Origin of the sequence: Hamadaea tsunoensis DSM 44101, assembly GCF_000428945.1 — a bacterium.
Classification (GTDB): domain Bacteria; phylum Actinomycetota; class Actinomycetes; order Mycobacteriales; family Micromonosporaceae; genus Hamadaea; species Hamadaea tsunoensis.
Window position 1 is genome coordinate 92,580 of sequence record NZ_AUAX01000009.1, and the last position, 21,905, is coordinate 114,484.

Here is a 21,905-nt window from a genome sequence, read left to right on the forward strand (position 1 = left end):
CGATAGCGATGGCGGTGCGCCGGTCATGATCGACCGGCGCACCGCGCCGTGCACAGGCCTGGGGGGAGACGAAAGGCCCGATGGACAAGCCGAGACTGCTGTTCTTCCGGTGGATCCACGACAACCTGCCGGGGTTCATCCTGCGGCACATCGAGGAGCAGACCCGCTGCCTGGAGCGGTGGTTCGAGGTCACCGTGGTCGGCGAGGACGGCGACTACGCCGAGTTCTGCGACCGCCACCGGCCCGACCTGGTCGTCTTCGAGACCGGGGTCTACACCCGGCGGCACCGGATCACCAACCTGGGCGCGTACCAGCAGATCCCGCGGCTCGGCTTCATCCACTCGGACGCGTACTGCCTGTCCCGGTCGGCGTCGATCGCGGACATGGAGCGCTACGGCGTCGAGGCGATCTTCACGATGTCCGCCTCGCTGGCCGAGTACACCCCGGAGATCGCCGACCGGCTGTTCGTCTGGCCCAACTTCGTCGACCCCGAGCTGTACCGCGACTACGGCATGCCGAAATCGACGCCGGTCCTCTTCACCGGCAGCCAGGCGATCCACTATCCCTGGCGCAACGCCGTCAGCCGGGTCGTCGGGCAGAGCTACCCGACGCTGACCGCCCCGCACGCCGGCTGGTTCGACCGGCAGCGCTCGTCGCGGATGGTGCACGGCGAGCCCTATGCCCGAATGATCAACTCTGCGCAGTTCGTGCCCGCCTGCGGCACGATCGCCAAGGAGGTCGTCCGCAAGCACCTGGAGATCCCGGCCGCGCGTACCTGCCTGATCGCCGAGCCGACCGCCGGGCTCGCGGCCGCCGGGTTCGTGGACATGCAGAACGTCGTCTTCGCCGACGAGCACGACGTCCTCGACAAGCTGGACCACCTCTTCGCGAACCCGGACGAGCTGCAGCGGATCACCGACGCCGGGCACGCCCTGGTGCACGACCGGCACACCGCCGCGCACCGGGCCCAGTTCCGCCAGTGGTACGACCTGCGCAAGAACCTGCGGCCGGGCGAGCGGATCGTGCAGCCGGGCCCGTTCCAGGCGCTCACCGTCACGACCGGCACCGAGGGCAACCACCACCCGACCAGCTTCGGGCGGGACCGCGTACTGCTGGCCCAGGGCGACGAGAAGCTTCTGTCCGGCGACCACCAGGCGGCGCGCGAGTTCTACCTGCGCTGCCTGAACTTCCACTTCATGGCCGAACCGGTGCTCCGGCTGGCCTGGACCGCGCTGGCGCTCGGCGAGCCCGACCGTGCCGCGCACTGGCTGGACCAGACGATCGAGGGTTCGCTGATCACGCACAACGCGCTCGAACCCGACCCGGTCGAATGGGCCTTCCTCATCCGTACGCTGCTCTGCCGGGGCAAGGCCGACGAGGCCGCCCGGCAGGCGGGGGAGTTCCCCGGCCTGAACCACCCCGAGCTCGACCGGGTACGCGCGGTCGCCCGCCTGCTCGCGAACGGCGACCGGCTCGCGTTGCCGGCCGACGGGAAGAACCGCCGGGCGAGCCTGCACCCGTTGCCGGACAAGGCTTTGCCGGAGTGGCTCGCGGAGTTCGCGGCGCACCTGACGGCCTGTGGCCAGCAGCGTCTCGCCGACCTGCTCCGCGAGCGGACGGGGGCGTTCACGACGGCGCCGGTGACGCTCGCCCCAAAAGCGCCTGAGCAGCCGGGAAGCCCCAGCGTCCGGCTGCGCCTGCGGTTGTCGTCGACCCGGCTGCGCCGCAAGGTCGAGTACCGGCTGCGCCAGCGCTCGGCCCCGGCCCCGCTGACCGGACTGGCCGCGGTGGTCCGCGATCTCGCCCAGCACGAGCAGCTGGCGTCGGTCCTGTACGCCGGCCCCGCGCACTGGCCGCACCGGCAGCACCTGGTCGACGGGCTGGCCGACAATCCGGGCCGACCGCCGCTCGCCGCCGTCGCAAATCTGTCCGAAGTAGACCGCCACGCCGTCGCGTACGACATGGTGGTGATGGTGGGCGGCGGCGAGGCGGCGGCGATCCCGGGCAGCGTGCGCGACGCGGGCCTGGTCCTGATCGAGGGGTTGAACAGCGAGCCGGGCTACCGGATCGCGGCCGAGTACGCCGACGACCCCTGGTACCTGCTCGTGGCCCACGAGCCCGAGGCCGGCTATGCCGTCTTCCGCCGCGCGGCGCGCCTGGAGGAACCCGCATGAGCGAGACCATGACCGACTCCGCCATGGCCTCGAAGGTCAAGAAGGGGCTGGCCTGGAGCACGATCAACAGCCTGGCCCTGCGGGCGGGCAGCTTCGCGGTCGGCATCCTGCTGGCGCACCTGCTGGCGCCCAAGGAGTTCGGCGTCTTCGCCGTCGCGCTGACGGTGCAGTCGATCATCGTGACGCTGGCCGATCCGGGCATCAGCGTGGACCTGATCCGCAACGGCGACGTCGAGCGCCGCGCGGCCACCACGACGACCCTCGCGCTGATGGTGAGCGGTGTTCTCGCCGTCATCATGGCCGTCTTCGCCGGTCCGGTGTCGAGCGCGCTGGGCAGCGGCGAGGCCGCCCCGGTCGTCCGGGTGATGGCGTTCACGCTGCTGCTGAGCGGCCTGTCCACGGTCCCGTACGCCAAGATGCAGCGGGAGTTCCGCCAGTCGGCCCAGCTCGCGGTGGACGCGACCACGCTGATCGTCAACGTGCTGGTGATCCTCGTGCTCGTGCCGCTCGGCATGGGCGCGATGGCGCTGGCCGTGGCCCGCGTGGTCTCCCAGGGCTGCGCGTGCGTACTGCAGTTCGCGTTGACGAAGTCGCTGCCGAGCATCGGCTTCAACCGCGACATCGCGCGCGGCGTCCTGAAGTTCGGCATCCCGCTCGCCTCGGCGAACCTGCTCGCCTGGATCGTGCTCAACGTCGACTACATGGTCGTCGGCAGCACGGCCGGCGCGGTCGTCCTCGGCTTCTACACGCTGGCGTTCAACATCTCCTCGTGGCCGCTGAACTCGCTCGGCACCGCCATCCGCAGCGTCGCGCTGCCGGCGTTCTCGCAGCTGGGCGACGCGGGCCGGCAGCTGTCGGGGTTCCTCGCGGCGACCGCGCTGGGCTGGGCCGCCGCGCTCGGCGTCGGCGTCGGGCTGTCCGGCCTGGCCATGGTTCTGATCACCCTGGTCTACGGCGAGAAGTGGGAACCGGCGACGGCCGCGCTCGCCGGGCTCGCCTTCTTCGGCGCGCTGCGGGTGATCTTCGACCTCGCCGCGACCTTCCTCATCGCCAAGGGCAGCAGCAAGTCCATCCTGTTCCTGCAGGCGGGCTGGCTGATCCTGCTGGTGCCCGCCATGGCCGTCGGCACGCGGCAGTGGGGCCTCGCCGGCGCCGGCTGGGCGCACGTCGTGGTCGCCGCGGTCGCCATCGCCCCGATGTACTTCTTCGCCCTGCGCCGGCACGGCATCCGCCTCGGCCCGGTGCTGCGCCAGCTGATCGTGCCCGCGCTCTGCGCGGCCCTCTCGCTCGGCGTCGGCCTCCCCCTGATCCACCACCTGAGCAACCGGTTCGTCGCGCTCTTCGTCGGCGGCGCCGTCCTTCTCCTGCTGTACGCGGTGCCGATGCTGCCCTGGTTGCGCGGACGTCTCCGCGACCTGAAGGCCGCCGCGGCGGCCGCGCCCGCACCGGAGCCCGAGCCCCTGCCCAGCCTCGACGAGACCGTCGAGTTCGCCCGTATCCCACCGCAGTCGGGGGACCCCCGGCAGCAGCCGACCACGGCCGAGATCTGAAGGGATCTTCCAGTGACGCGCCTCGAACCGATCGTCCGTGCGGCCGCTCCGGTACCGGACCTGCCCGCCGGGCGCCGGCCGCTCGTGTCGGTCATCACCCCGTGCTACAACTACGGCCACTTCCTGCGGGCGAGCGCGCTGAGCGTACTGGCGCAGGAGGGGGTGGACGTCGAACTCGTGATCGTCAACGACACCTCCACCGACGACAGCGGGGCGATCGCGGACGAGCTGGCCGCGGCCGACTCCCGGGTCAAGGTCGTGCACAACCCGCGCAACACCGGCCACGTCGTCGCCTTCAACAACGGGTACGCGGTGGCGACCGGCGAGTACATCGTCCGGCTGGACGCCGACGACCTGCTGACGCCGGGTTCCCTGGCCCGGGCGACCGCCCTGTTCGAGGCGCACCCGAACGTCGGGCTCGTGTACGGGCACCCGGTGCACTTCACGACCGACGTGCCGGAGACCTCCCGGCAGGAGCCGACCGGCTGGACGGTCTGGGCCGGGGTGGACTGGGTGGCCCGGCGCTGCAAGCTGGGCGTCAACTGCATCACCACGCCCGAGGCCATGGTCCGGGGCAGCGTGATGAAGGAGGTCGGCGCCCTCGACACCCGCCTGAAGTACGCGCAGGACATGGAGATGTGGCTGCGTACCGCCTCGGTGTCGGACGTCGGCCGGGTGGACGGGGCCGACCAGGCGTTCCACCGCGACCACGCGGGCAGCATGAGCGTGAACGACGGCGGCGGCCTGCTGCTCGACCTGCGCGAGCGCCGGACCGTCTTCGACGCCGTCTTCGGCGGCCCCGGCGGCCGGCTGCCCGGTGGCCCCGCCCTGCACGACCTGTCCCGGCGTACGCTCGCCGCCGAGGCCCTGACCAGCGCGTCGCACGCGTACGACCGGGGGCTGACCGAGCAGCACGGCGTCGACGAGTTGATCGCCTTCGCCCTGGAGACGTCGCCGGACGCCCAGCGGCTGCCGCAGTGGCGGGCCCTGCGCCGGCGGCAGCTCGTGGGGGCCAAGTTGGCGCCGCTCAATCCGGGGTTCGTCGCGACGGTGGCCGTCCGGCGGCTGCGCCGCGATGCCGCGTACCGGCGCTGGCTGCGGACGGGAGTCTGACCGGTGGCCCGCCCCCTCCTCGTCTTCTGCGCCGGTACGCCGTGGGAAGGGCTCGCCGGCTCGGACCGGTTGCTCGCGACGGCCCTGCTGCGCCACGCCGACGTGCTGTTCGTCGACCCGCCGCTGTCGGTGCTGCGCTCCGGTGGCCAGCTCACCCCGAAGCTGACCGGGATCGGCGAGCCCATGAGCCATCTCGTGACCGTCGTCCCGCCGTTTCACACCCGGGTCGGCGTACGCCAGGCGGTCGGCCCGATCGTGCGGCGCCAGATCGGCTGGGCGCTGTCCAAACTGGACCGCCGCCCGTACGCCGTGGTCGACTGCCGCCTCGGCGGCCTGCTCGGCGGCTGGGGCGAGGGCGTCCGCGACGTCCTGTACGCGACCGACGACTTCGTGGCCGGCGCGCAGCTGATGGGGCTGGACGTCGAGCACGTCCGGACCCTGGAGGCGAAGTCCGCCCGCCTCGCCGACCTGGTCGCCTGCGTCTCGCCGCTGGTCGAGGAGCACTGGGCGGCCCTCGGTGCCCGTGATGTCTTCGCGTTGCCGAACGGGGTCAACACGGCCGCGTACGCGGATCTGGCGAACGTGCCCCCGGCGGCCGATGTGGACCTTCCCGGCCCGATCGCGGGGGTCGTCGGCCACCTCTCCGCCCGGATCGACATGGATCTGCTCGAAGCCGTTGCGGCGCAAGGCATTTCGCTGCTCCTCGTCGGTCCCGTCGACCCGCGCTGGGAGCCGGAGCGCTTCGCCGCGCTCGTCGAGCGCAAGAACGTCTCCTGGCTCGGCCGCAAGCCCTACGAGGAGATGCCCGCGTACCTGAAGGTCATCGACGTCGGCCTGACCCCCTACGCGGACACCCAGTTCAACCGGGCCTCCTTCCCCCTGAAGACGCTGGAGTACCTGGGCGCCGGGCGGAGTGTGGTGAGCACCGACCTGCCCGCGACGCGCTGGCTGGACACGCCGTTCATCCAGGTCGCCACCGGTCCGGCCGAGTTCGCCGCGGCCGTCGTGGCCGCCGTCGCCGATCCCCGGCCGGAGCTGTTCGAGGCCCGCCGCGCGTACGCCGAGGGGCACTCCTGGCCGGCCCGCGCGGACCGCCTCGCGAAGGCCCTCTCCCTCCAGTAGAGCTGATCGGAGAGGGCTGGAGCTGATCGGAGGAGGCTGCCCCGCCGCGCGGACAAACCCGCGCGGCGCAATGGACGGCCGGACCTCGACACCGGGGGGCGATCTGGTGTCGGCAATCAGCAGTTAGATCAATCAACGAAGTCGTTCACGGCAGACTGCCAGCGAACCCCTGCGCATCTTCCACAGCCTCCTCATCTTTGGAGCGAACCCCCTCATGGTTCCTTTGATCCGTTCTGGCACGGTCGTGCTCGCGACGGCCGCCCTCGTGGGCGCCTCGCTGGTGGCCGCGACCCCCGCGCAGGCGGCCGCACCGGCCTTCGTTCAGCAGGCTTCCGCGCACGGGCAGGGCAGCGCGACCCGCGCGGCGACGATGACCGCCAACACCGCCGCGGGCAACCGCATCATCGTCGAGGTCGGCGTCTGGAGCTCCGGCAACGCCACCGCCACCGCCGTGACCGACAACGCGGGCGACACCTTCGTGAAGCTGGTGAGCTTCACCGCCTCCGAGCACACCGAGCTGAGCGTGTGGACGGCGGTCGTCGCCACCGGCGGCACCAAGCCCGTCATCACCGCCACGGCGACGGCCTCCGCCGACATCGGCCTGGTCGCGCTGGAGTACTCGGGCCTGTCCACTGTGGCCGATGCGAGCGTCGTGGACCGGCAGTCGCACGCCACCGGGACGACCGGCAGCGCGAGCACGGTCAGCTCGTCGGCGACGACCGCGGTCAGCGCCTCGAACGAGCTGGCCGTCGGCTTCTACGCCGACTCGGGCTTCGGCTCGACCCTGACCGCCGGCTCCGGCTACACCCAGCGGGCCAAGGTCCAGCAGGTCAGCGACATGGACATGCTCGTCGAGGACGCCGTCGTCAACACCGGCGCGACCCCGGCGGCCACCTTCGGCACCAGTGCGAGCACGGTGTGGCTGGCGGCGGTCGTGGTGTTCCGCGTACCGGCGGCGGCGGCGACCGCGCCGGACGCCCCGACCGGCGTGACGGCCACCCCCGGTGACAAGCAGGCGGCGGTGTCCTGGACGGCTCCGGCCGACAACGGCAGCACCATCACCTCCTACACCGTGACGCCCTACATCGGCTCGACCGCGCAGACCCCCACCACCGTCACCGGTACGCCGGCCGCCACCAACGCGACGGTCACCGGGCTGACGAACGGGACCGCGTACACGTTCAGGGTGACGGCCGCGAACGCGATCGGCACCGGCCCGGCGTCGGCGGCCTCCGCGGCGGTGACCCCGGCGGTCAGCACCACGGGTTCCTTCGCGGCCCTGCAGAGCTGGCCGATCGTGGCGCTGAGCAACGTCCTGCTGCCCAACGGCAACACGGTCGCGTGGGACGGCTGGCAGCAGCCGCAGCCGACGGTCGTGTGGAACCCCGCGCAGCCCTCGAACTTCACCACGTTCAACGCCCCGACGAGCGTCTTCTGCGACGGCGCGGCCAGCCTGCCGGACGGGCGGCTGCTGGTGGCCGGCGGGTACGGCGTACCGACGACGGGGAATCTCGGCATCGCGGACACGTACATCTTCGACTACACCAACAATTCGTGGACCCGCGTCGCGGACATGCACTACGCGCGCTGGTACCCGTCGGTGACCGAGACGGCCGACGGCCGCTACGTGGCGATCAGCGGCAACGACACGCTGAACACGCACTGGGCGGACACCCCGGAGATCTACGACCCGGCGACCAACACCTGGACGCTGCTGACCGGCGTCTCGACCCCGCAGGTGCACGAGACCGAGTACCCGTTCACCTACCTGCTGCCCAGCGGCAAGCTGTTCACCATCGGCACCAACGAGGACAACTCGTTCCTGCTCGACGTGAACGCCAAGACCTGGACGCCGGTCGGCGGGGCCAGCGGCATCCACAATGGATCGTCGGTCATGTACCTGCCCGGCAAGGTGATGTACAGCGGCGGCGGCGCGGACGTGAACTCGGCCGGCCCGTCGTACAAGACCACGTCGGTCATCGACCTCAACGCCGCGACGCCGCAGTGGCAGCAGACCGCGCCGATGAACTCCGCGCGGATCTACCACACGCTGACGATGCTGCCGAACGGCAAGGTGCTCTCGGTCGGCGGCGCGTCCGACACCGACCAGCACATCATCACCACCGGCCAGCTCCAGACCGAGATCTGGGACCCGGCCACGCAGACGTGGACGAACGACGCCACGATGGCGGTCTCCCGCAACTACCACTCGACCGCGCTGCTGATGCCGGACGGGCGCGTACTGGTCGCGGGCGGCGGGCACCCGTTCCAGGCCAGTGACCCCGGGCAGTTCTCGGCGCAGTACTACTCGCCGGCGTACCTGTCGGCGGGGCCGCGCCCGACCATCACCTCGTCGCCGGCCGGGACCACCTACGGCTCGACGTTCTCCGTCGGGACCCCGGACGCCGCCGACATCTCGGCGGTCAACCTCGTCTCGCTCGGCGCGGACACCCACCAGCTGGACATGAACCAGCACTTCGTGCCGCTGAACTTCACCAAGGGCTCGGGCACGCTCGACGTCACCGCGCCGGCCTCGGCGGGCCTCGCCCCGCCCGGGTACTACATGTTGTTCGTGCTCAACAGCGCGGGCGTACCGGCGATGGCCAAGATGATCCAGATCGCCGCCAACCCGACCGCGCCGGCCGCGCCCACCGGCGTCACGGCCATCCCGGGCAACGCCTCGGCCACGGTCGCCTGGACCGCGCCGAAGAACACCGGCAGCCCGATCACCGGCTACACGGTCACGCCCTACATCGGCGCCACCGCGCAGACGCCCACCACGGTGTCCGGCCTGCCGCCGGCGACCAGCGTCAACATCACCGGGCTGACCAACGGCACCGCGTACACCTTCAAGGTCACCGCCACGAACGGCGTCGGAACCTCGCCGGCCTCCGCGGCCACCAATGCCGTGACGCCCGGTTCGGTCCCACCGCCCACGTTCATCCAACAAGTGAGTACGCAGAACGGGGCGGCCAGCGTCCTGTCGGTGACGCCGACGGCGAACCTGACGGCCGGCAACCGGCTCATCGTGCAGGCGGGCGTCTGGAGCTCGACGAACGCGACGATCAGCTCGGTGACCGACACCGCCGGCGACGTGTTCACGAAGGTCGCGAGCTGGAAGGCGGGCGATCAGACCGAGCAGAGCGTCTGGACCGCGCCGATCACGGCCGGGGCGGGCACGAAGCCGCAGATCACCGCACATGCGACCGGGACGGCCGACGTCGGCGTCAGCGCCCTGGAGTACGCGGGTCTGTCCACAGTGGCCGACGCGACCGCGGTCGACCAGAAGACCACGAACGCGGGCCTCACGTCGGGGGCCGGATCGGTGTCGTCCGGCGCGACGGCCGGGGCGTCGTCGAGCAATTCGCTGGCGCTCGGCTTCTACGCCGACTCGGGCTTCAACACCGGCTTGACCGGCGGTTCCGGCTGGACGGTACGCGGCAACATGTCGCCCAACGGCAACATGGACCTGCTGACCGAGGAGAAGACGGTGGCGGCCGGGGACACCCCGAACGCGGCCGTCGGCACCGGCCCGAACACCTACTGGCTGCTCGGTACGCTGATCTTCAAGCCCGCGGCCACCAGCGCGCCCACGGCTCCGAGCGCCCCGACGGGCGTCTCGGCGACCGCCGGGAACGGCTCGGCGACGGTCACGTGGACGGCCCCGAACAACGGCGGCAGTGCGCTCACGTCCTACACGGTGACTCCGTACATCGGCTCCACCGCGCAGACTCCGACCACCGTCACCGGTACGCCCCCGACGACCAGTGCCGCGATCAGCGGGCTGACCAACGGGACGGCGTACACGTTCACGGTGACGGCGACGAACGCGGTCGGGACCAGCCCCGCCTCGGCCGCCTCGGCCGCGGTGACGCCGACGGTCTCGGTGCCGGCACCGGCCTTCGTCCAGGCGAAGTCCACGCAGTCGGGCAGCGCAACCACCCTCGGCGTGACGATGACCAACAACACGACCGCGGGCAACCGGATCGTCGTCGAGGTCGGCATCTGGAACTCGTCGTCGAGCGTGATCACCGGGGTCACCGACAACGCCGGTGACACGTTCACCCTGGTCACTTCGTTCACGGCGAGCGACCACGCGCAGATCAGCGTCTGGACGGCGGTGGTGGCGACCGGCGGCACGAAGCCGACGATCACCGCGACCGCGCCGAAGACCGCCGACCTGGGCATCGCCGTGGCGGAGTACTCCGGCCTGTCGACGGCCACCGGCACCGGCTCGGTGGACGTCTTCGCCACCGGCACCGGCACGACGAGCGGAGCGGCCACCGTACGCGCGGCCGCCACTGCTCCGACGACGGCCGCCGGGGAACTCGCGATCTCCTTCTACGGCGACTCCGGTTTCGGCACCGCGCTGTCCGCCGACGCCGCGTACGCGTCCCGGACGAACCTGTCCCCGAACGGCAACTGGGACATGCTGATCCAGGACGCGACGGTGGCCTCGGGCGCGACCCCGCAACCGGGGACCGGCACCGGCCCGGCTACCGTCTGGCTCATGGCGACGGTCGTCTTCAAGCATGCCTGACCAGCGCATCTCTGACAGCGAGCCGGTCCGCCTTCCGAGGTGGGCCGGCCCGCTGGCCGTCGAGGGCCTCGTGCTCGTGCTCGCGACGGTGCTCGGGGTGCTGCTGTGGCCCGACAGCACCCCGCATCCGGACCGGGTGACGACCCTGGTGCAGGCGTGCGACCTGAGCGCGTTCGGGGCCGCGCAGGTCGACTTCACGATCCGCAACGACGACGTCGTCGAGCACAACTACGAGGTGCTGCTGCGTGTCTCGCACGGCACGACGCCGCTGGGGACCAACCTGAGTTACGGCAACTTCGTGAAGCCCGCGCAGACGATCACCGTGCACGCGCTCGTGCCGGTCACCGGCGACACCGCCGACGCCGTCTGCGCAGCCAAGGCCACCGTCCACGACACCGAGGTCGGCCACCGGCACTCCTAGTCCGGTAGCCGCCGTCACCGCTCAGGAGGAACACCGCATGTCGAACGCCGTACCCGCGCCGGAGCACCGGCCGGGCCTGTCCACCGCGCGCCTGCTGCGCCTGATGCGGCGGGCCGTGGCCGAGTGCTCGCTCGACCTCGCCGGCCGGGTCGTGCTCACCGAGGCGGCCACCGGACCGTACGTCGTGACGCCGATCCTGGCCGCGCTGGCCGGGGCCGAGGTCGTGGCGTGGACGAAGACCACCCGGTACGGCACGGCGGCCGACATCGCGGCGACGACCATGGCCCTGGCCAAGGAGGCGGGCGTCGCGGACCGGATCACCGTCACCGAGACCCGTGATCTCGCGGACGTGGCCCGCGCCGACGTCATCACCAACTCCGGCCACGTACGCCCGATCGACCGCGCCCTGATCGACGCGATGAAGCCGACGGCGGTCGTGCCGCTGATGTTCGAGGCGTGGGAGGCCGAAGCCGGGCGCAGCGACCTCGACCTGACCGCCTTGCGCGCCAAGGGCGTCCAGATCCACGGCACGAACGAGCGGCACCCGAACGTCGACGTGTTCTCCTACCTCGGCCTGATGGCCGTGAAGCTGCTGCTCGACGCGGGCGTTCCGGCGTACCGGAGCCGGATCGCGGTGCTCTGCGACAACCCGTTCCACGACTACCTCGTCCGCGGCCTCGAAGGTGCGGGCGCCACGGTCACCTCGGCCGCCTCCCTGGCCGGCCTGCTCGACCAGGACGCTCCGGACGCCCTGCTCGTCTCGCAGAAGCCGCGTGGTGGATCGGTGCTCTCGGCGGCCGAGGTCGAACGGCTCGCGAGCGGCTGGCCCGGCGTACTCGTGGCGCAGTATTGGGGTGACCTGGACCGCGCGGAGCTGGCGCGGTACGACCTGCCGGTGTGGCCCGCGACGGCGCCCGGGGCCGGGCACATGGCGGTGCTGCCCTCGGAGGTCGGGCCGGAGCCGATCGTGCGCCTGCAGTCCGGCGGGCTGAAGGTCGGCGAGGTGCTGCTGAAGCCGGCGGCCGAGCGGACGGCGGCGGATCTGGAGTATGTCGATGAGCTCTGAGGTGCGCGTTCTACTCGTGGGCCTGGGCCCCACCACCGAGACGGCGCTGAACAGCCTGCTCGCGCGGTGCTCGGTCGTGGGGCTGCTGCGGCCCGGCGACGACACCGTGGTCGAGACCGCCCGGAAGCTGGACATCCCGGTCCGCGCCGAGACGTCCGTGGCCGCCCTGAAGTCCTTTGTGGACGAGCTGGCGCCGGACGCGGTCGTCGTGTCGTCGTATGACCGGATCCTGCCGGCGGAGGTGCTGGAGGGGCGGCCGTTCGTGAACGTGCACTACGCCCCGCTGCCGCGCTACCGGGGCCGGGCCACGGTCAACTGGGCGCTGATCAACGGCGAGCCGAGCGCGACGATCTCCGTACACTGCCTGGTCCCCGGGCTCGACGCGGGCGGCATCCTGTTCGCGCAGGACGTGCCGATCGGGCCGCGCGACACCGTCACCGAGCTCTACGACCGGCTCAACGCCGTGCAGGAGACCGCCCTGGGCGACGCGGTCCTGCGCCGGATCGCCGGTGACACCGGTGTCGAGCAGGACGAAAACCTCGCCACCTACGCCTGTACGCGGCTGCCCGCCGACGGCGAGATCGACTGGTCCGGCCCGACCGTGGCCGCCGACCGGCTCGTCCGCGCGCTGACCGCGCCGTTCCCGGGGGCGTACACGTACCTGGGGCTGGAGCAGCTGGTGGTCGACCGGGCCGAGCCGCGCGACGACGCCCCGGTCTTCGACGGGCGGATCCCGGGCCGGGTGGTCGGACGATCGGCGGCCGGCGGCTGGGTGGACGTCCTCACCGGCGACGGCGTCCTGCGCCTGCACGAGGTACGCCTGCGCGGCGAACGCCACCGGGCGGGCGACCTGATCCGGTCGGTGAAGGTCACGCTGGGTTTGCGCCAGGCCGACCTGCTGGCGAAGATCGCCGAACTGGAAGCACGGCTCGCGTGAGCGGGCGCACCGCCTGTCCGCCGCGCAACCGGTCGACCGGCCCAGCATGGAGGCACGGAAGACTGAATCCGGCTTCGGGTAGTGCCAGAAATCGGTCAAGGGGGCTCCGCGCCAGACGCTGGACTTGCTAGTCTTCGCGCGCCCAGGTCGATGACGCACAGTGATCAAATGTGCCCGACGAAGTCTGTGATCACGTACGCCGTTCGCGTACCTCACCGAAGGGTCGTCATGTCCAACGAGACGTGGACGTACAAGAAGCCACGCCCCCGGCGACGCATGGGACGCATGATCGGTATCACGACGGCGATCGCGGCCGTCGTCGCGGGCGCCACCGTCGTCGTCCTCGCGGTCAACCGGTCCGACGGCAACGCCGACCGCTCGGCGACCGGCGGCGACTCGTCGCTGGGCGTACCGGGATCGCCGGGCGGGGTCCTGCCGTCCGGATCGGCGGGCCCGAGCGCCTCCGCGTCACCGTCCGCCTCACCGTCACCGTCGGCGGCCTCGTTGTCGAAGACGGCCGCGGCCAAGGGCGGCACCGGGGTCAAGCTGCGCGGGGTCGACGGCGGCACCGGCTACTACGGCAAGTTCTCGCCCGGCCTGCCGACCAGCGCGTCGTTCTTCCCGGTCGCGGTGTGGTTCGAGAGCGTCAGCGACAGCGGCGACACGGCCAAGGACAAGGCCGCCGGCCTGAACACCTACGTCGAGCTGACCGACTCCAGCCGGCTGGACGTCGTCAAGGCGGCCGGCATGTACGCGATCACCGACCAGGAGAACTGGTCGGGCGACGCGCTCGTCGGCCACCTGCTCAGCGACGAGGCCGACATGTGGGGCGGCCCCGGCAGCGCGACCTGGACCGGCAAGTACCCCGGCGACGGGACGATCTGCAACCCGGGCAACGCGTCCTGCGGGTACACGGTCCAGTCGACCCTGCGCGGCAAGCTGCCGGCCGACAAGCGGATGCGCTACGCCAACTACGGCAAGGGCATCACGTTCTGGCAGAGCGACAGCCAGGCGGCCAAGTTCGTGAACACGTACCAGGACCTGCTGTCGGCCGACAACTACTGGTTCACCGACAACAACATCTGTACGCCGACCGAAGGCGGCTCCCTCTTCGGCGACCGTACGCTGTCGTCGGCCGAGTGCCACCGCGCCTCGAACTACGGCAAGACGATCGACCGGGTCCGGTCGCTGGTGTCGCCCAAGGGCAGCAAGCCGGTGTGGGCCTTCGTCGAACTGGGCCACCCGTTCACCGAGGGCGACTGGCCGTCGATCACGGGCGCGCAGGCGACCGCGGCGGTCTGGAGCAGCCTCATCCACGGCGCCCGCGGCATCATCTACTTCAACCACAGCTTCGCCGGCGACTGCCAGACGCAGCACGCCCTGCGCGACAGCTGCTACTCGGCGATCCGGCAGTCGGTCACGGCCGTCAACGCCCGGGTCAAGGCGCTCGCGCCGGTCCTCAACGCGCCGTTCGCGGACAACGTGGTGAAGGGCAGCGCGGGGGTCGACGTCTCGCTGAAGTGGTACAACGGCAACTTCTACCTGCTGGCCGGGTCCAACGGGGGGACGGGCAAGCAGACGTTCAAGCTGCCCTGCATCGGGAAGACGGCCAACGCCACGGTCCTGGACGAGGGGCGGTCGATCCCGATCAGCGGGGGAACGTTCTCCGACACGTTCGCCAACTCCAACGCGGTGCACATCTACCGCATCGACGGCGGGTCCAGCTGCGGCGCTTACTAGCGGGGTTTTCGGCCCGGGCCTTTGGGGGTCCGGGCCTTTGGGGGTCCGGGCCTTCGGGCTAGGGGTGGAAGGTTGTTGCTGGGCCCGCCCTTCGGGCGGTGCCGGGCACTCGGCCCCATAGTGCAACGTCCGTCAGCACAGAGATCAACAATTACTTCGTATTTGTTGATCTTGCACTGCCGGACGTCGCGGGCCGAGTGCGGTGCGGTTGCGGCCGTGGTTATGCGTTGAACTCCTTGAGGGCTGCTCGCCGGGTTTCCAAGGGGGTGCGGGACTTGGCCGAGATCATGACCGCGACGTCGGTCGGGGACAGCTTGCCGAGGAAGTCGCGTACCGTCTGGTCGTCCAGGGGGGTGTCGTCCCAGTAGGTGTGGCAGAGGGCGTCGTCGGAGGCGAAGGACGTGGCCCGGGCGCCGAGGACCTCGTCGACGAAGACGCCGTAGAGGGTCCATTCGGAGAAGTGCAGCTGGGAGCCTACGACCGTGGGCCAGGGGCTGCCGGTCGTCTTCTCGATGCGGGCGAACATCTCGGTCAGGATCGCCGGGTCCCAGGCCAGGATCGACGAGACGTAGTCGTGGTAGGGCGGCGGCGCGGCCGGCAGGCCGAGCATCTCGCGGGCGGCCTTGTGCCACAGCACATGCCGGGGCAGCCGGTCGTCGATCTCGTTCGGCTTGCGGTAGAAGCGGGCGACGCCGTCGCGGACGAAGGTGTCAGGGCCGAAGGGACGGCAGAAGCTGATGTCCGAGTCGACCAGGAGCAGCGTGTCCGCGTCGACGGCTCCGCTGGCCAGCTTCACGATCTGCTGGATGATCCAGCCCCGCAGCGGCGGGAACGGCCGGCGCAGGTTCAGCGAGTACTTCGTGCCGGGCAGGTGGCGTACCGAGCGGGGCAGGAAGTCCGTCTCGTCGAGCACGTGCGTACGCGGTCCGCTCAGCGATCCGAACAGTTCCAGGTCGCGGCGCGGCACGATGAGGTGATGGTGCACGTCCGGCGGCGCGTACGCGAGCACGGAGGCGTTCAGGTCCCGGCTGAGCTCGAAGTCCCCGGCGAAACTCGGGGTGACGACGGCGAGGCGGTCGGCCATGGTGTTCAGTGTGACCCTTCGGCGGTCCCGGAACCGGTCCCGGAACGGGTGGAGTCGTCGCGTTCCCACGACGCGTTGCGGTCGGCCCGGTACGCCAGCCGGGCGGTGACGACGAGGCCGGCGTACGTGGCCGCGTCCATGGCGCCCCGGGGTCCCTGGCGGACCAGTTTGAGCACGTCGCGGGCTGCCCCGCCGGACGTCTCCCGAGCGGTGGCGGCATTGGTCCGGTGGTGTTCGGCCTTGCCCCGATAGGTGCGGCGCAACACCTTGAGCAGATCGCGTACCCGCCGCGGCAGCGCGACCGTCACCGGCGGGCAGTCGACGATCTCGATCTCACCGGTGCCGAACAGCTGATCCACGAAGAGGTCGTCGGCGACCTGGTCGGGGAACTCGTCGAACCGGGCGCGACCCGCAGCCGACAGTGCGTACACGCCCGCGCCCCAGAGGGAGTTGAGGACGGCGGGCATCTGCGAGCGCGCCCGGGAATAGCGGCGGACCAGCGCGACCGACTTCGCCGAGTCGTAGACCAGCGGCGGGCGGCCGGCCAGCGGTCGCTGCTCGCCTGGGATCTCCGGCGTCAGACGGTCGGCCACGGTCAGCGCCGACTGCAACGGCAGCACCACGTCCGCGTCCAGGTAGATCCGCGGGAGCGCGCGTACCGCCTTGTCGCCCGCGCGCAGCGCGAGCACTTTCGAGCCTTCCGCCAGCTCCAGCACGCGTACGCCCGCGAAGCGCCGGGCGATCTCGGCGGTGTTGTCGGTGCAGCCGTTGGCGACGACCACGACCTCCAGGCGGCCGTCGAGGACGGCGGGGTGCAGTTCGGTGAGGCAGGCGGCGATGACCGCCGACTCGTTGTGGGCCGGGATGACGACCGAGGCGAGGGTCACCGCAGTCCCTTCTGCTGGGGCCGGTCGCCGCCGGGCAGCGCCGCCCAGCGCTTGCGCGACAGCAGTACGCGCAGCGCGTACCGGTTGGCGGGCCGGTGGATGCGGAGAGCTTCGTTGAGCGCGACGACGGCGCGGAAGACGGAGGTGGCGAACCGGCCGTGGTACTTCGCGAAGTACCGCACGCGGTTGACCGTGTTGAGCGCGACCAGGCCGTGGCTCGCGCCGGACGCGCCGCCCTCGTGGGTGACCACGGCGTCGGGCACGTAACGGATCGCCCAGCCGGCCTGGCGCAGGCGGCGCGCGTAGTCGGTCTCCTCGCTGTAGAGGAAGAACCGCTCGTCGTCCCAGGCGCCGATCTGCTCGTCGGCGGCCCAGGCGATCGCCAGCACCGCGCCGGTCGCCCAGTCGACGTCGCCCGGCCGCTCGTACGGCGCCCGGGACCAGATCATCTCCGAGAGCCCGGCCGGCCGGTCCGGCCACTTCTTGCCCAGCAGCGCGTCGCCGAGCGCCCGGCCGATCGACGGCTCGCGGCGCAGCGACGGGTAGGGCTCGCCGTTCTCGTCGTCGAACCGCGGCACCGCCGCCCCGACACCGTCCTCGTGCAGGGCCGCCAGCAGCTTGCGTACGCTGCCCGGGGCCAGCTCCAGGTCCGGGTTGAGGATCAGCACCGCGCCGGTCTCGCCGAGCAGTTCGCGCCCGGCGTTGATCCCGCCGGAGTAGCCCAGGTTCTGCCCGGTCGGGTGGAACACCACGTCCGGGTACTTCGCCATCACCGCAGGCAGGTCGTCGCGCGAGCCGTTGTCGACGACGATCACGCGTACGCGCAGGCCGTCGGCGGCCGCCGGCAGGGTGTCCAGCAGACCGGCGATCCGGTCGGCGCTGTTGTACGTCACCGTGATCACGGTGCAGTCGACCGCGACCGTCGCCGACGGTTCGAACCCGGCCGTACGCATCGGGTTGGTCACTTGTCCTCCGTGGTCGCCGGGGACTCGGTGGCCAGCCGGGAGTTCTTGCGGAGCCGGTACAGCGCGGGCGGGCCCTGCACGATATAGCGGCGGGCGAGCCGGCGGGGCTCCCGGGCCAGCCGGTACGCGCCCTCGACACCCGCCTTGCGGACCCAGGCCGGAGCACGCTGGACGGTGCCGGCGATGAAGTCCGTCGCCGCCCCGAAGGCGAGCAGTACGCGAGCCCCGCTGGCCTGCGCGTACTCGGCGATCCACCGTTCCTGGCGGGGTTTGCCGAGCCCCACGACGAGCAGCTCGGTACGCGTACCCGCCACGGTCGCGGCCAGCTCGGCGGCGCCCTTCGGGTCGGTCAGCTGGGCCCGGGGCGGCGCCCACGTGCCCGAGATCTTGAGCGCGGGCAGCTGCTCGGAGAGCGCGGCGAGGAGCAGCTCGTGGCCGGTCGGCGTACCGCCGAGGAAGCCGACCGTGGCGCCGGCCGACTCGGCCACGCCCAGCAGGAGCGGCAGCAGGTCGGACCCGGCGAGCAGCGGCCAGTCCCGGCCGGTCAGGAGGGCCGCGCGGCGTACGAGCGGGACGCCGTCGAGCAGGACGAGCCAGTCGGGGCTCGCGGGGCCGGCGGCCTCGAAGTCGACGCGGCCCTGGCCGGCGCTGCCGAAGTGGTGGATGTGATCGACGTTGGCAGAGGCGATGGCCAGCGGCCGGGCGGGCTGAGCCGGGGCGGTCAGGCGGTCGCGGACCGCGCCGACGACCCCGTCCAGCTCGAGCAGATGCACGACGGTGCCGCCCAGGAGAATCCGGGCGGCCGGCAGGTTATCGGTCATGCGCTCAATCCGTATTCCGACAGTGAGAATTCGACAGTGATCCATGAATAAGGGCGGTTTCCGCCAGTGCCCAGCTAACCTGGTCCGGATGCCGGACTAGTACGGCCGAACGGCCGATGACCTGGCATCCTTTGGCGACGTAGGGAGGCGGAAAGGTTCGACCTTGGAGAAAAAGCACAGCTCAGGCTCGGTATGTGAGGGGTATTTACGGTGCGGTCTGCCAGATATCCGTCAGTGGCATACCGGCTGACCAGGGCGTCCGGCTAGCCTGCCCGGGTGTCGTTGACCTCTGACGAGCCCATTGGCGTGGCTGTCGTCGGGGCCGGTTACTGGGGCCCCAATCTCGTTCGCAATTTCCAATCCAGCCCGGACTTCCGGCTTGCCTGGCTGTGCGACCTCGATGTCGCGCGAGCCAAGAAGGTACTCGGCGGCTACTCGACCGTCCAGCCGACGGACGACCTGGCCCTCGTGCTCGCCGACGAGAACGTGGCGGCCGTGGCGATCGCCACACCGGCCGGCACGCACCTCGACGTGGCGATGCAGGCGCTGGCCGCCGGCAAGCACGTCCTCGTCGAGAAGCCGCTCGCGGCCACGTACGCCGAGGGTGTGGAACTGGTGGCCGAGGCGGAGCGCCGCGGCCTGATCCTCATGTGCGACCACACGTTCTGCTACACGCCGGTCGTGACCCGGATCCGTGAGCTGGTGCACTCGGGCGAGATCGGCGATCTGCAGTTCCTCGACTCGGTCCGCATCAACCTCGGCCTCGTCCAGCGCGACATCGACGTGCTCTGGGACCTCGCCCCGCACGACCTGTCGATCCTGGACTTCATCCTGCCCGCCGGCGTGGAGGTCGTTTCGGTCAGCGCGCACGGCACCGACCCGATCGGCGCCGGCCGGGCCTGCATCGGCTACCTGACGCTCCAGCTGTCGACCGGTGCCATCGCGCACGTCCACGTGAACTGGCTCTCACCGATCAAGGTGCGTACCACGATCATCGGCGGCTCGAAGCGGACCCTGGTCTGGGACGACCTCAGCCCGACCACCCGCCTCGCGATCTACGACCGGGGCGTCGACGTCGCGGCACCCGAGGAACTCGGGGACGAAGCCAGGCGAAACCTGCTCGTGTCGTATCGATCGGGGGACATGGTGGCCCCGGCGCTCCTCGAACGCGAGGCGCTGAGCACTATGGTGGCCCAGTACGCGGCCGCGATCCGCACCGGAACGCCGCCGCTCACCGACGGGCGCGCGGGGCTGCGCGTACTGCGGATCCTGGAAGCGGCCTCGGCCAGCCTGCGGGCCGGCGGCGTCGCCGTGCGTCTGGACACCGATGGAGGAATCTCGTGAGTGCAGCGGTTGCCGTGAGCGGATCGCGGGCGCTGGTCACCGGCGGCGCCGGAACGATCGGCTCGCACGTCGTCGACCTGCTCGTGCAGGGGGGCGCGACCGAGGTGATCGTGCTCGACAACCTGGTACGCGGGCGCCTGGCGAACCTGCGCGAGTCGCTCCCGTCCGGGGTCGTCCGGGTGGTCGAGGGTGACATCCGCGACGCCGCCCTGGTACGTGACCTGACCGAGGGCATGGATCTCGTCTTCCACCTGGCGGCGCTGCGGATCACGCAGTGCGCCCAGGAGCCGCGGCTGGCCAACGAGGTGCTGGTCGACGGCACCTTCAACGTGATCGAGGCGGCCGCCGACGCCGGCGTACGCAAGGTGATCGCGTCCAGCTCGGCGAGCGTCTACGGCCTGGCGGAGCAGTTCCCGACCACCGAGCGCCACCACCCGTACAACAACGACACCTTCTACGGCGCGGCCAAGGCGTTCAACGAGGGGATGCTGCGCAGCTTCAAGGCCATGAAGGGCCTGGACTACGTGGCGCTGCGCTACTTCAACGTCTACGGCCCCCGGATGGACGTCTTCGGCCTCTACACCGAGGTGCTCATCCGCTGGATGGAGCGCATCGAGAGCGGGCAGCCGCCGCTGATCCTCGGCGACGGGCTGGCGACCATGGACTTCGTGCACGTCGCCGACATCGCGCGGGCCAACATCCTGGCCGCCGAGGCGGACGTCACCGACGACGTGTTCAACATCGCGTCGGGTACCGAGACGAGCCTGCGGGAACTGGCCGCCGCGCTCAGCGCGGTCATGAAGTCCGACCTGGAGCCGGAGTTCGGTCCGGCCCGCTCGGTCAACGGCGTCACCCGCCGGCTCGCCGAGATCGAGAACACCGCGAGCCGCATCGGTTTCCGCAACGAGATCACCATGGAGGAGGGCCTGCGCGGCCTCGTCGAGTGGTGGCGCGCGGAGCGCATCGCGGGCGACGACCCCGGCGCGGCGAAGGCGGTCTCTCAGTGAGCAACGCGAAGATCCCTGTCATGCTGCCGTGCCTGGGCGAGGAAGAGGCCCAGGCCGCCGCAGAAGCCGTACGCTCCGGCTGGGTCGCCCAAGGCCCCCGGGTCACCGCGTTCGAGAAGGCGTTCGCCGAGCGTGTCGGCGCCGCCGAGGGCATCGCGGTCAGCAACTGCACGACCGGCCTGCACCTGGCGCTCGTCGCGATCGGCGTCGGCCCCGGCGACGAGGTCATCGTCCCGTCGCTGTCGTTCATCGCCACCGCCAACGCGGCCCGCTACGTCGGCGCCACCCCGGTCTTCGCGGACGTCGACCTGGCCACGGGCAACCTGACCGAGGCCACGATCGACGCGGTGCGTACCGAGCGGACGAAGGCGATCATCGCAGTCCACCAGGGCGGCAACCCGTTCGACACCCGCGCGCTGCGGGCCGCCGCCACCCGCTGGGGCGTCGCGCTCGTCGAGGACGCGGCCTGCGCCGCCGGCTCGACCGCGTACGGGCGGCCGGTGGGGGAGGGCGCGCTCATCGCCGCCTGGTCGTTCCACCCGCGCAAGGTCATCACGACCGGCGAGGGCGGCATGATCACCACCGACGACGCCGAGTGGGCGGTCCGCCTGCGCCGCCTGCGCGAGCACGGCATGAACGTCTCCGCCGCCGAGCGGCACGCCGCCACCCAGCCGGTGCTGGAGGCGTACCTGGAGACCGGTTACAACTACCGGATGACGGACATCCAGGCGGCCGTCGGCCTCGTGCAGCTCGACCGGCTGGACGGCCTCGTCGCCCAGCGCCGCGAGCTCGCCGCCCGCTACGACGAGCTGCTCAAGGGCATCGAGGGTGTCACGCCCGTCACCGTTCCCGGGTACGCCGAGAGCAACTACCAGTCGTACTGGATCCTGTTCGGCGCGGAGTTCGCCACCGACCGGGACGACGTCCTGCGGATCCTGGCCGACGCCGGGATCTCGGCCCGCCGGGGCATCATGGCGGCCCACCTCGAGCCCGCGTACGCGGGTGTCGAAGCCGATCTGCCGAACACCGAGCGGCTCACCCGGCACTCGCTGATCCTCCCGCTGCACCACCTGCTGACCGCCGAGGACCAGGACCGGATCGTCGGCGTCCTGCGTACCCTGGCCTAGAGGAGAC

Annotated in this window: 16 protein-coding genes; 12 read left to right on the forward strand and 4 right to left on the reverse strand. The window is 71.3% G+C overall.

The features are described from left to right. Positions 1 to 80: 80 nt before the first annotated feature. From G401_RS46565 to G401_RS0118355, 9 genes are all read left to right on the forward strand, one after another. The gene (locus tag G401_RS46565; RefSeq protein WP_051366804.1) at positions 81 to 2,174 is read left to right on the forward strand and encodes a glycosyltransferase; all 2,094 of its coding nucleotides are present in this window, start codon (positions 81 to 83) and stop codon (positions 2,172 to 2,174) included. Continuing rightward, a complete protein-coding gene (locus tag G401_RS0118320; RefSeq protein WP_027343659.1) occupies positions 2,171 to 3,724 on the forward strand; it encodes an oligosaccharide flippase family protein in 1,554 nt (517 codons plus the stop codon). Before G401_RS46565 ends, G401_RS0118320 begins: the two co-directional genes overlap by 4 nt. Before the next feature lie 12 nt (positions 3,725 to 3,736). After that, complete coding sequence (locus G401_RS0118325) at positions 3,737 to 4,837, forward strand: glycosyltransferase family 2 protein (RefSeq protein WP_051366805.1); 1,101 nt, start codon at positions 3,737 to 3,739, stop codon at positions 4,835 to 4,837. Positions 4,838 to 4,840: 3 nt separating this feature from the next. Next, positions 4,841 to 5,959: a glycosyltransferase gene (locus tag G401_RS0118330; RefSeq protein ID WP_027343661.1), complete on the forward strand. Its 1,119-nt coding sequence runs from the start codon at positions 4,841 to 4,843 to the stop codon at positions 5,957 to 5,959. Between the two features lie 214 nt (positions 5,960 to 6,173). Continuing rightward, a complete protein-coding gene (locus tag G401_RS0118335; RefSeq protein ID WP_084557318.1) occupies positions 6,174 to 10,499 on the forward strand; it encodes a fibronectin type III domain-containing protein in 4,326 nt (1,441 codons plus the stop codon). Then, the gene (locus tag G401_RS0118340) at positions 10,492 to 10,920 is read left to right on the forward strand and encodes a hypothetical protein (protein ID WP_027343663.1); all 429 of its coding nucleotides are present in this window, start codon (positions 10,492 to 10,494) and stop codon (positions 10,918 to 10,920) included. Before G401_RS0118335 ends, G401_RS0118340 begins: the two co-directional genes overlap by 8 nt. Positions 10,921 to 10,957: 37 nt before the next feature. After that, positions 10,958 to 11,986, forward strand: coding sequence for a hypothetical protein (locus tag G401_RS0118345; protein ID WP_034592128.1), 1,029 nt, complete (start codon positions 10,958 to 10,960; stop codon positions 11,984 to 11,986). Then, on the forward strand, positions 11,976 to 12,923 hold the full coding sequence (locus G401_RS0118350) for a methionyl-tRNA formyltransferase (RefSeq protein ID WP_034592130.1): 948 nt from the start codon (positions 11,976 to 11,978) through the stop codon (positions 12,921 to 12,923). Before G401_RS0118345 ends, G401_RS0118350 begins: the two co-directional genes overlap by 11 nt. Positions 12,924 to 13,151: 228 nt before the next feature. Beyond that, the gene (locus G401_RS0118355; RefSeq protein ID WP_211240772.1) at positions 13,152 to 14,663 is read left to right on the forward strand and encodes a hypothetical protein; all 1,512 of its coding nucleotides are present in this window, start codon (positions 13,152 to 13,154) and stop codon (positions 14,661 to 14,663) included. A 220-nt stretch (positions 14,664 to 14,883) separates the two neighbouring features. Here G401_RS0118355 and G401_RS0118360 read toward each other — a convergent pair whose 3' ends face one another. From G401_RS0118360 to G401_RS46580, 4 genes are read right to left on the reverse strand one after another with little or no spacing between them, the layout of a single operon-like run. Then, complete coding sequence (locus G401_RS0118360; protein ID WP_051366806.1) at positions 14,884 to 15,747, reverse strand: DUF6492 family protein; 864 nt, start codon at positions 15,745 to 15,747, stop codon at positions 14,884 to 14,886. 5 nt (positions 15,748 to 15,752) lie between these two features. Then, positions 15,753 to 16,634, reverse strand: coding sequence for a glycosyltransferase (locus G401_RS56775; protein ID WP_051366807.1), 882 nt, complete (start codon positions 16,632 to 16,634; stop codon positions 15,753 to 15,755). Then, complete coding sequence (locus tag G401_RS46575) at positions 16,631 to 17,599, reverse strand: glycosyltransferase family 2 protein (RefSeq protein ID WP_051366808.1); 969 nt, start codon at positions 17,597 to 17,599, stop codon at positions 16,631 to 16,633. The genes G401_RS56775 and G401_RS46575 overlap by 4 nt, the downstream gene beginning before the upstream one ends. Next, positions 17,596 to 18,420, reverse strand: coding sequence for a WecB/TagA/CpsF family glycosyltransferase (locus tag G401_RS46580; protein ID WP_051366809.1), 825 nt, complete (start codon positions 18,418 to 18,420; stop codon positions 17,596 to 17,598). Before G401_RS46580 ends, G401_RS46575 begins: the two co-directional genes overlap by 4 nt. Before the next feature lie 276 nt (positions 18,421 to 18,696). Here G401_RS46580 and G401_RS0118375 point away from each other — a divergent pair, with 276 nt between their 5' ends. The 3 genes from G401_RS0118375 to G401_RS0118385 are packed head-to-tail and all read left to right on the forward strand — an operon-like array spanning position 18,697 to position 21,898. After that, positions 18,697 to 19,764, forward strand: coding sequence for a Gfo/Idh/MocA family protein (locus G401_RS0118375; protein ID WP_245601763.1), 1,068 nt, complete (start codon positions 18,697 to 18,699; stop codon positions 19,762 to 19,764). Beyond that, positions 19,761 to 20,771, forward strand: a complete 1,011-nt coding sequence (locus tag G401_RS46585; protein ID WP_211240773.1) for an NAD-dependent epimerase/dehydratase family protein — start codon at positions 19,761 to 19,763, stop codon at positions 20,769 to 20,771. Before G401_RS0118375 ends, G401_RS46585 begins: the two co-directional genes overlap by 4 nt. Beyond that, positions 20,768 to 21,898, forward strand: a complete 1,131-nt coding sequence (locus G401_RS0118385; protein ID WP_027343668.1) for a DegT/DnrJ/EryC1/StrS family aminotransferase — start codon at positions 20,768 to 20,770, stop codon at positions 21,896 to 21,898. The genes G401_RS46585 and G401_RS0118385 overlap by 4 nt, the downstream gene beginning before the upstream one ends. Positions 21,899 to 21,905 lie beyond the last annotated feature (7 nt).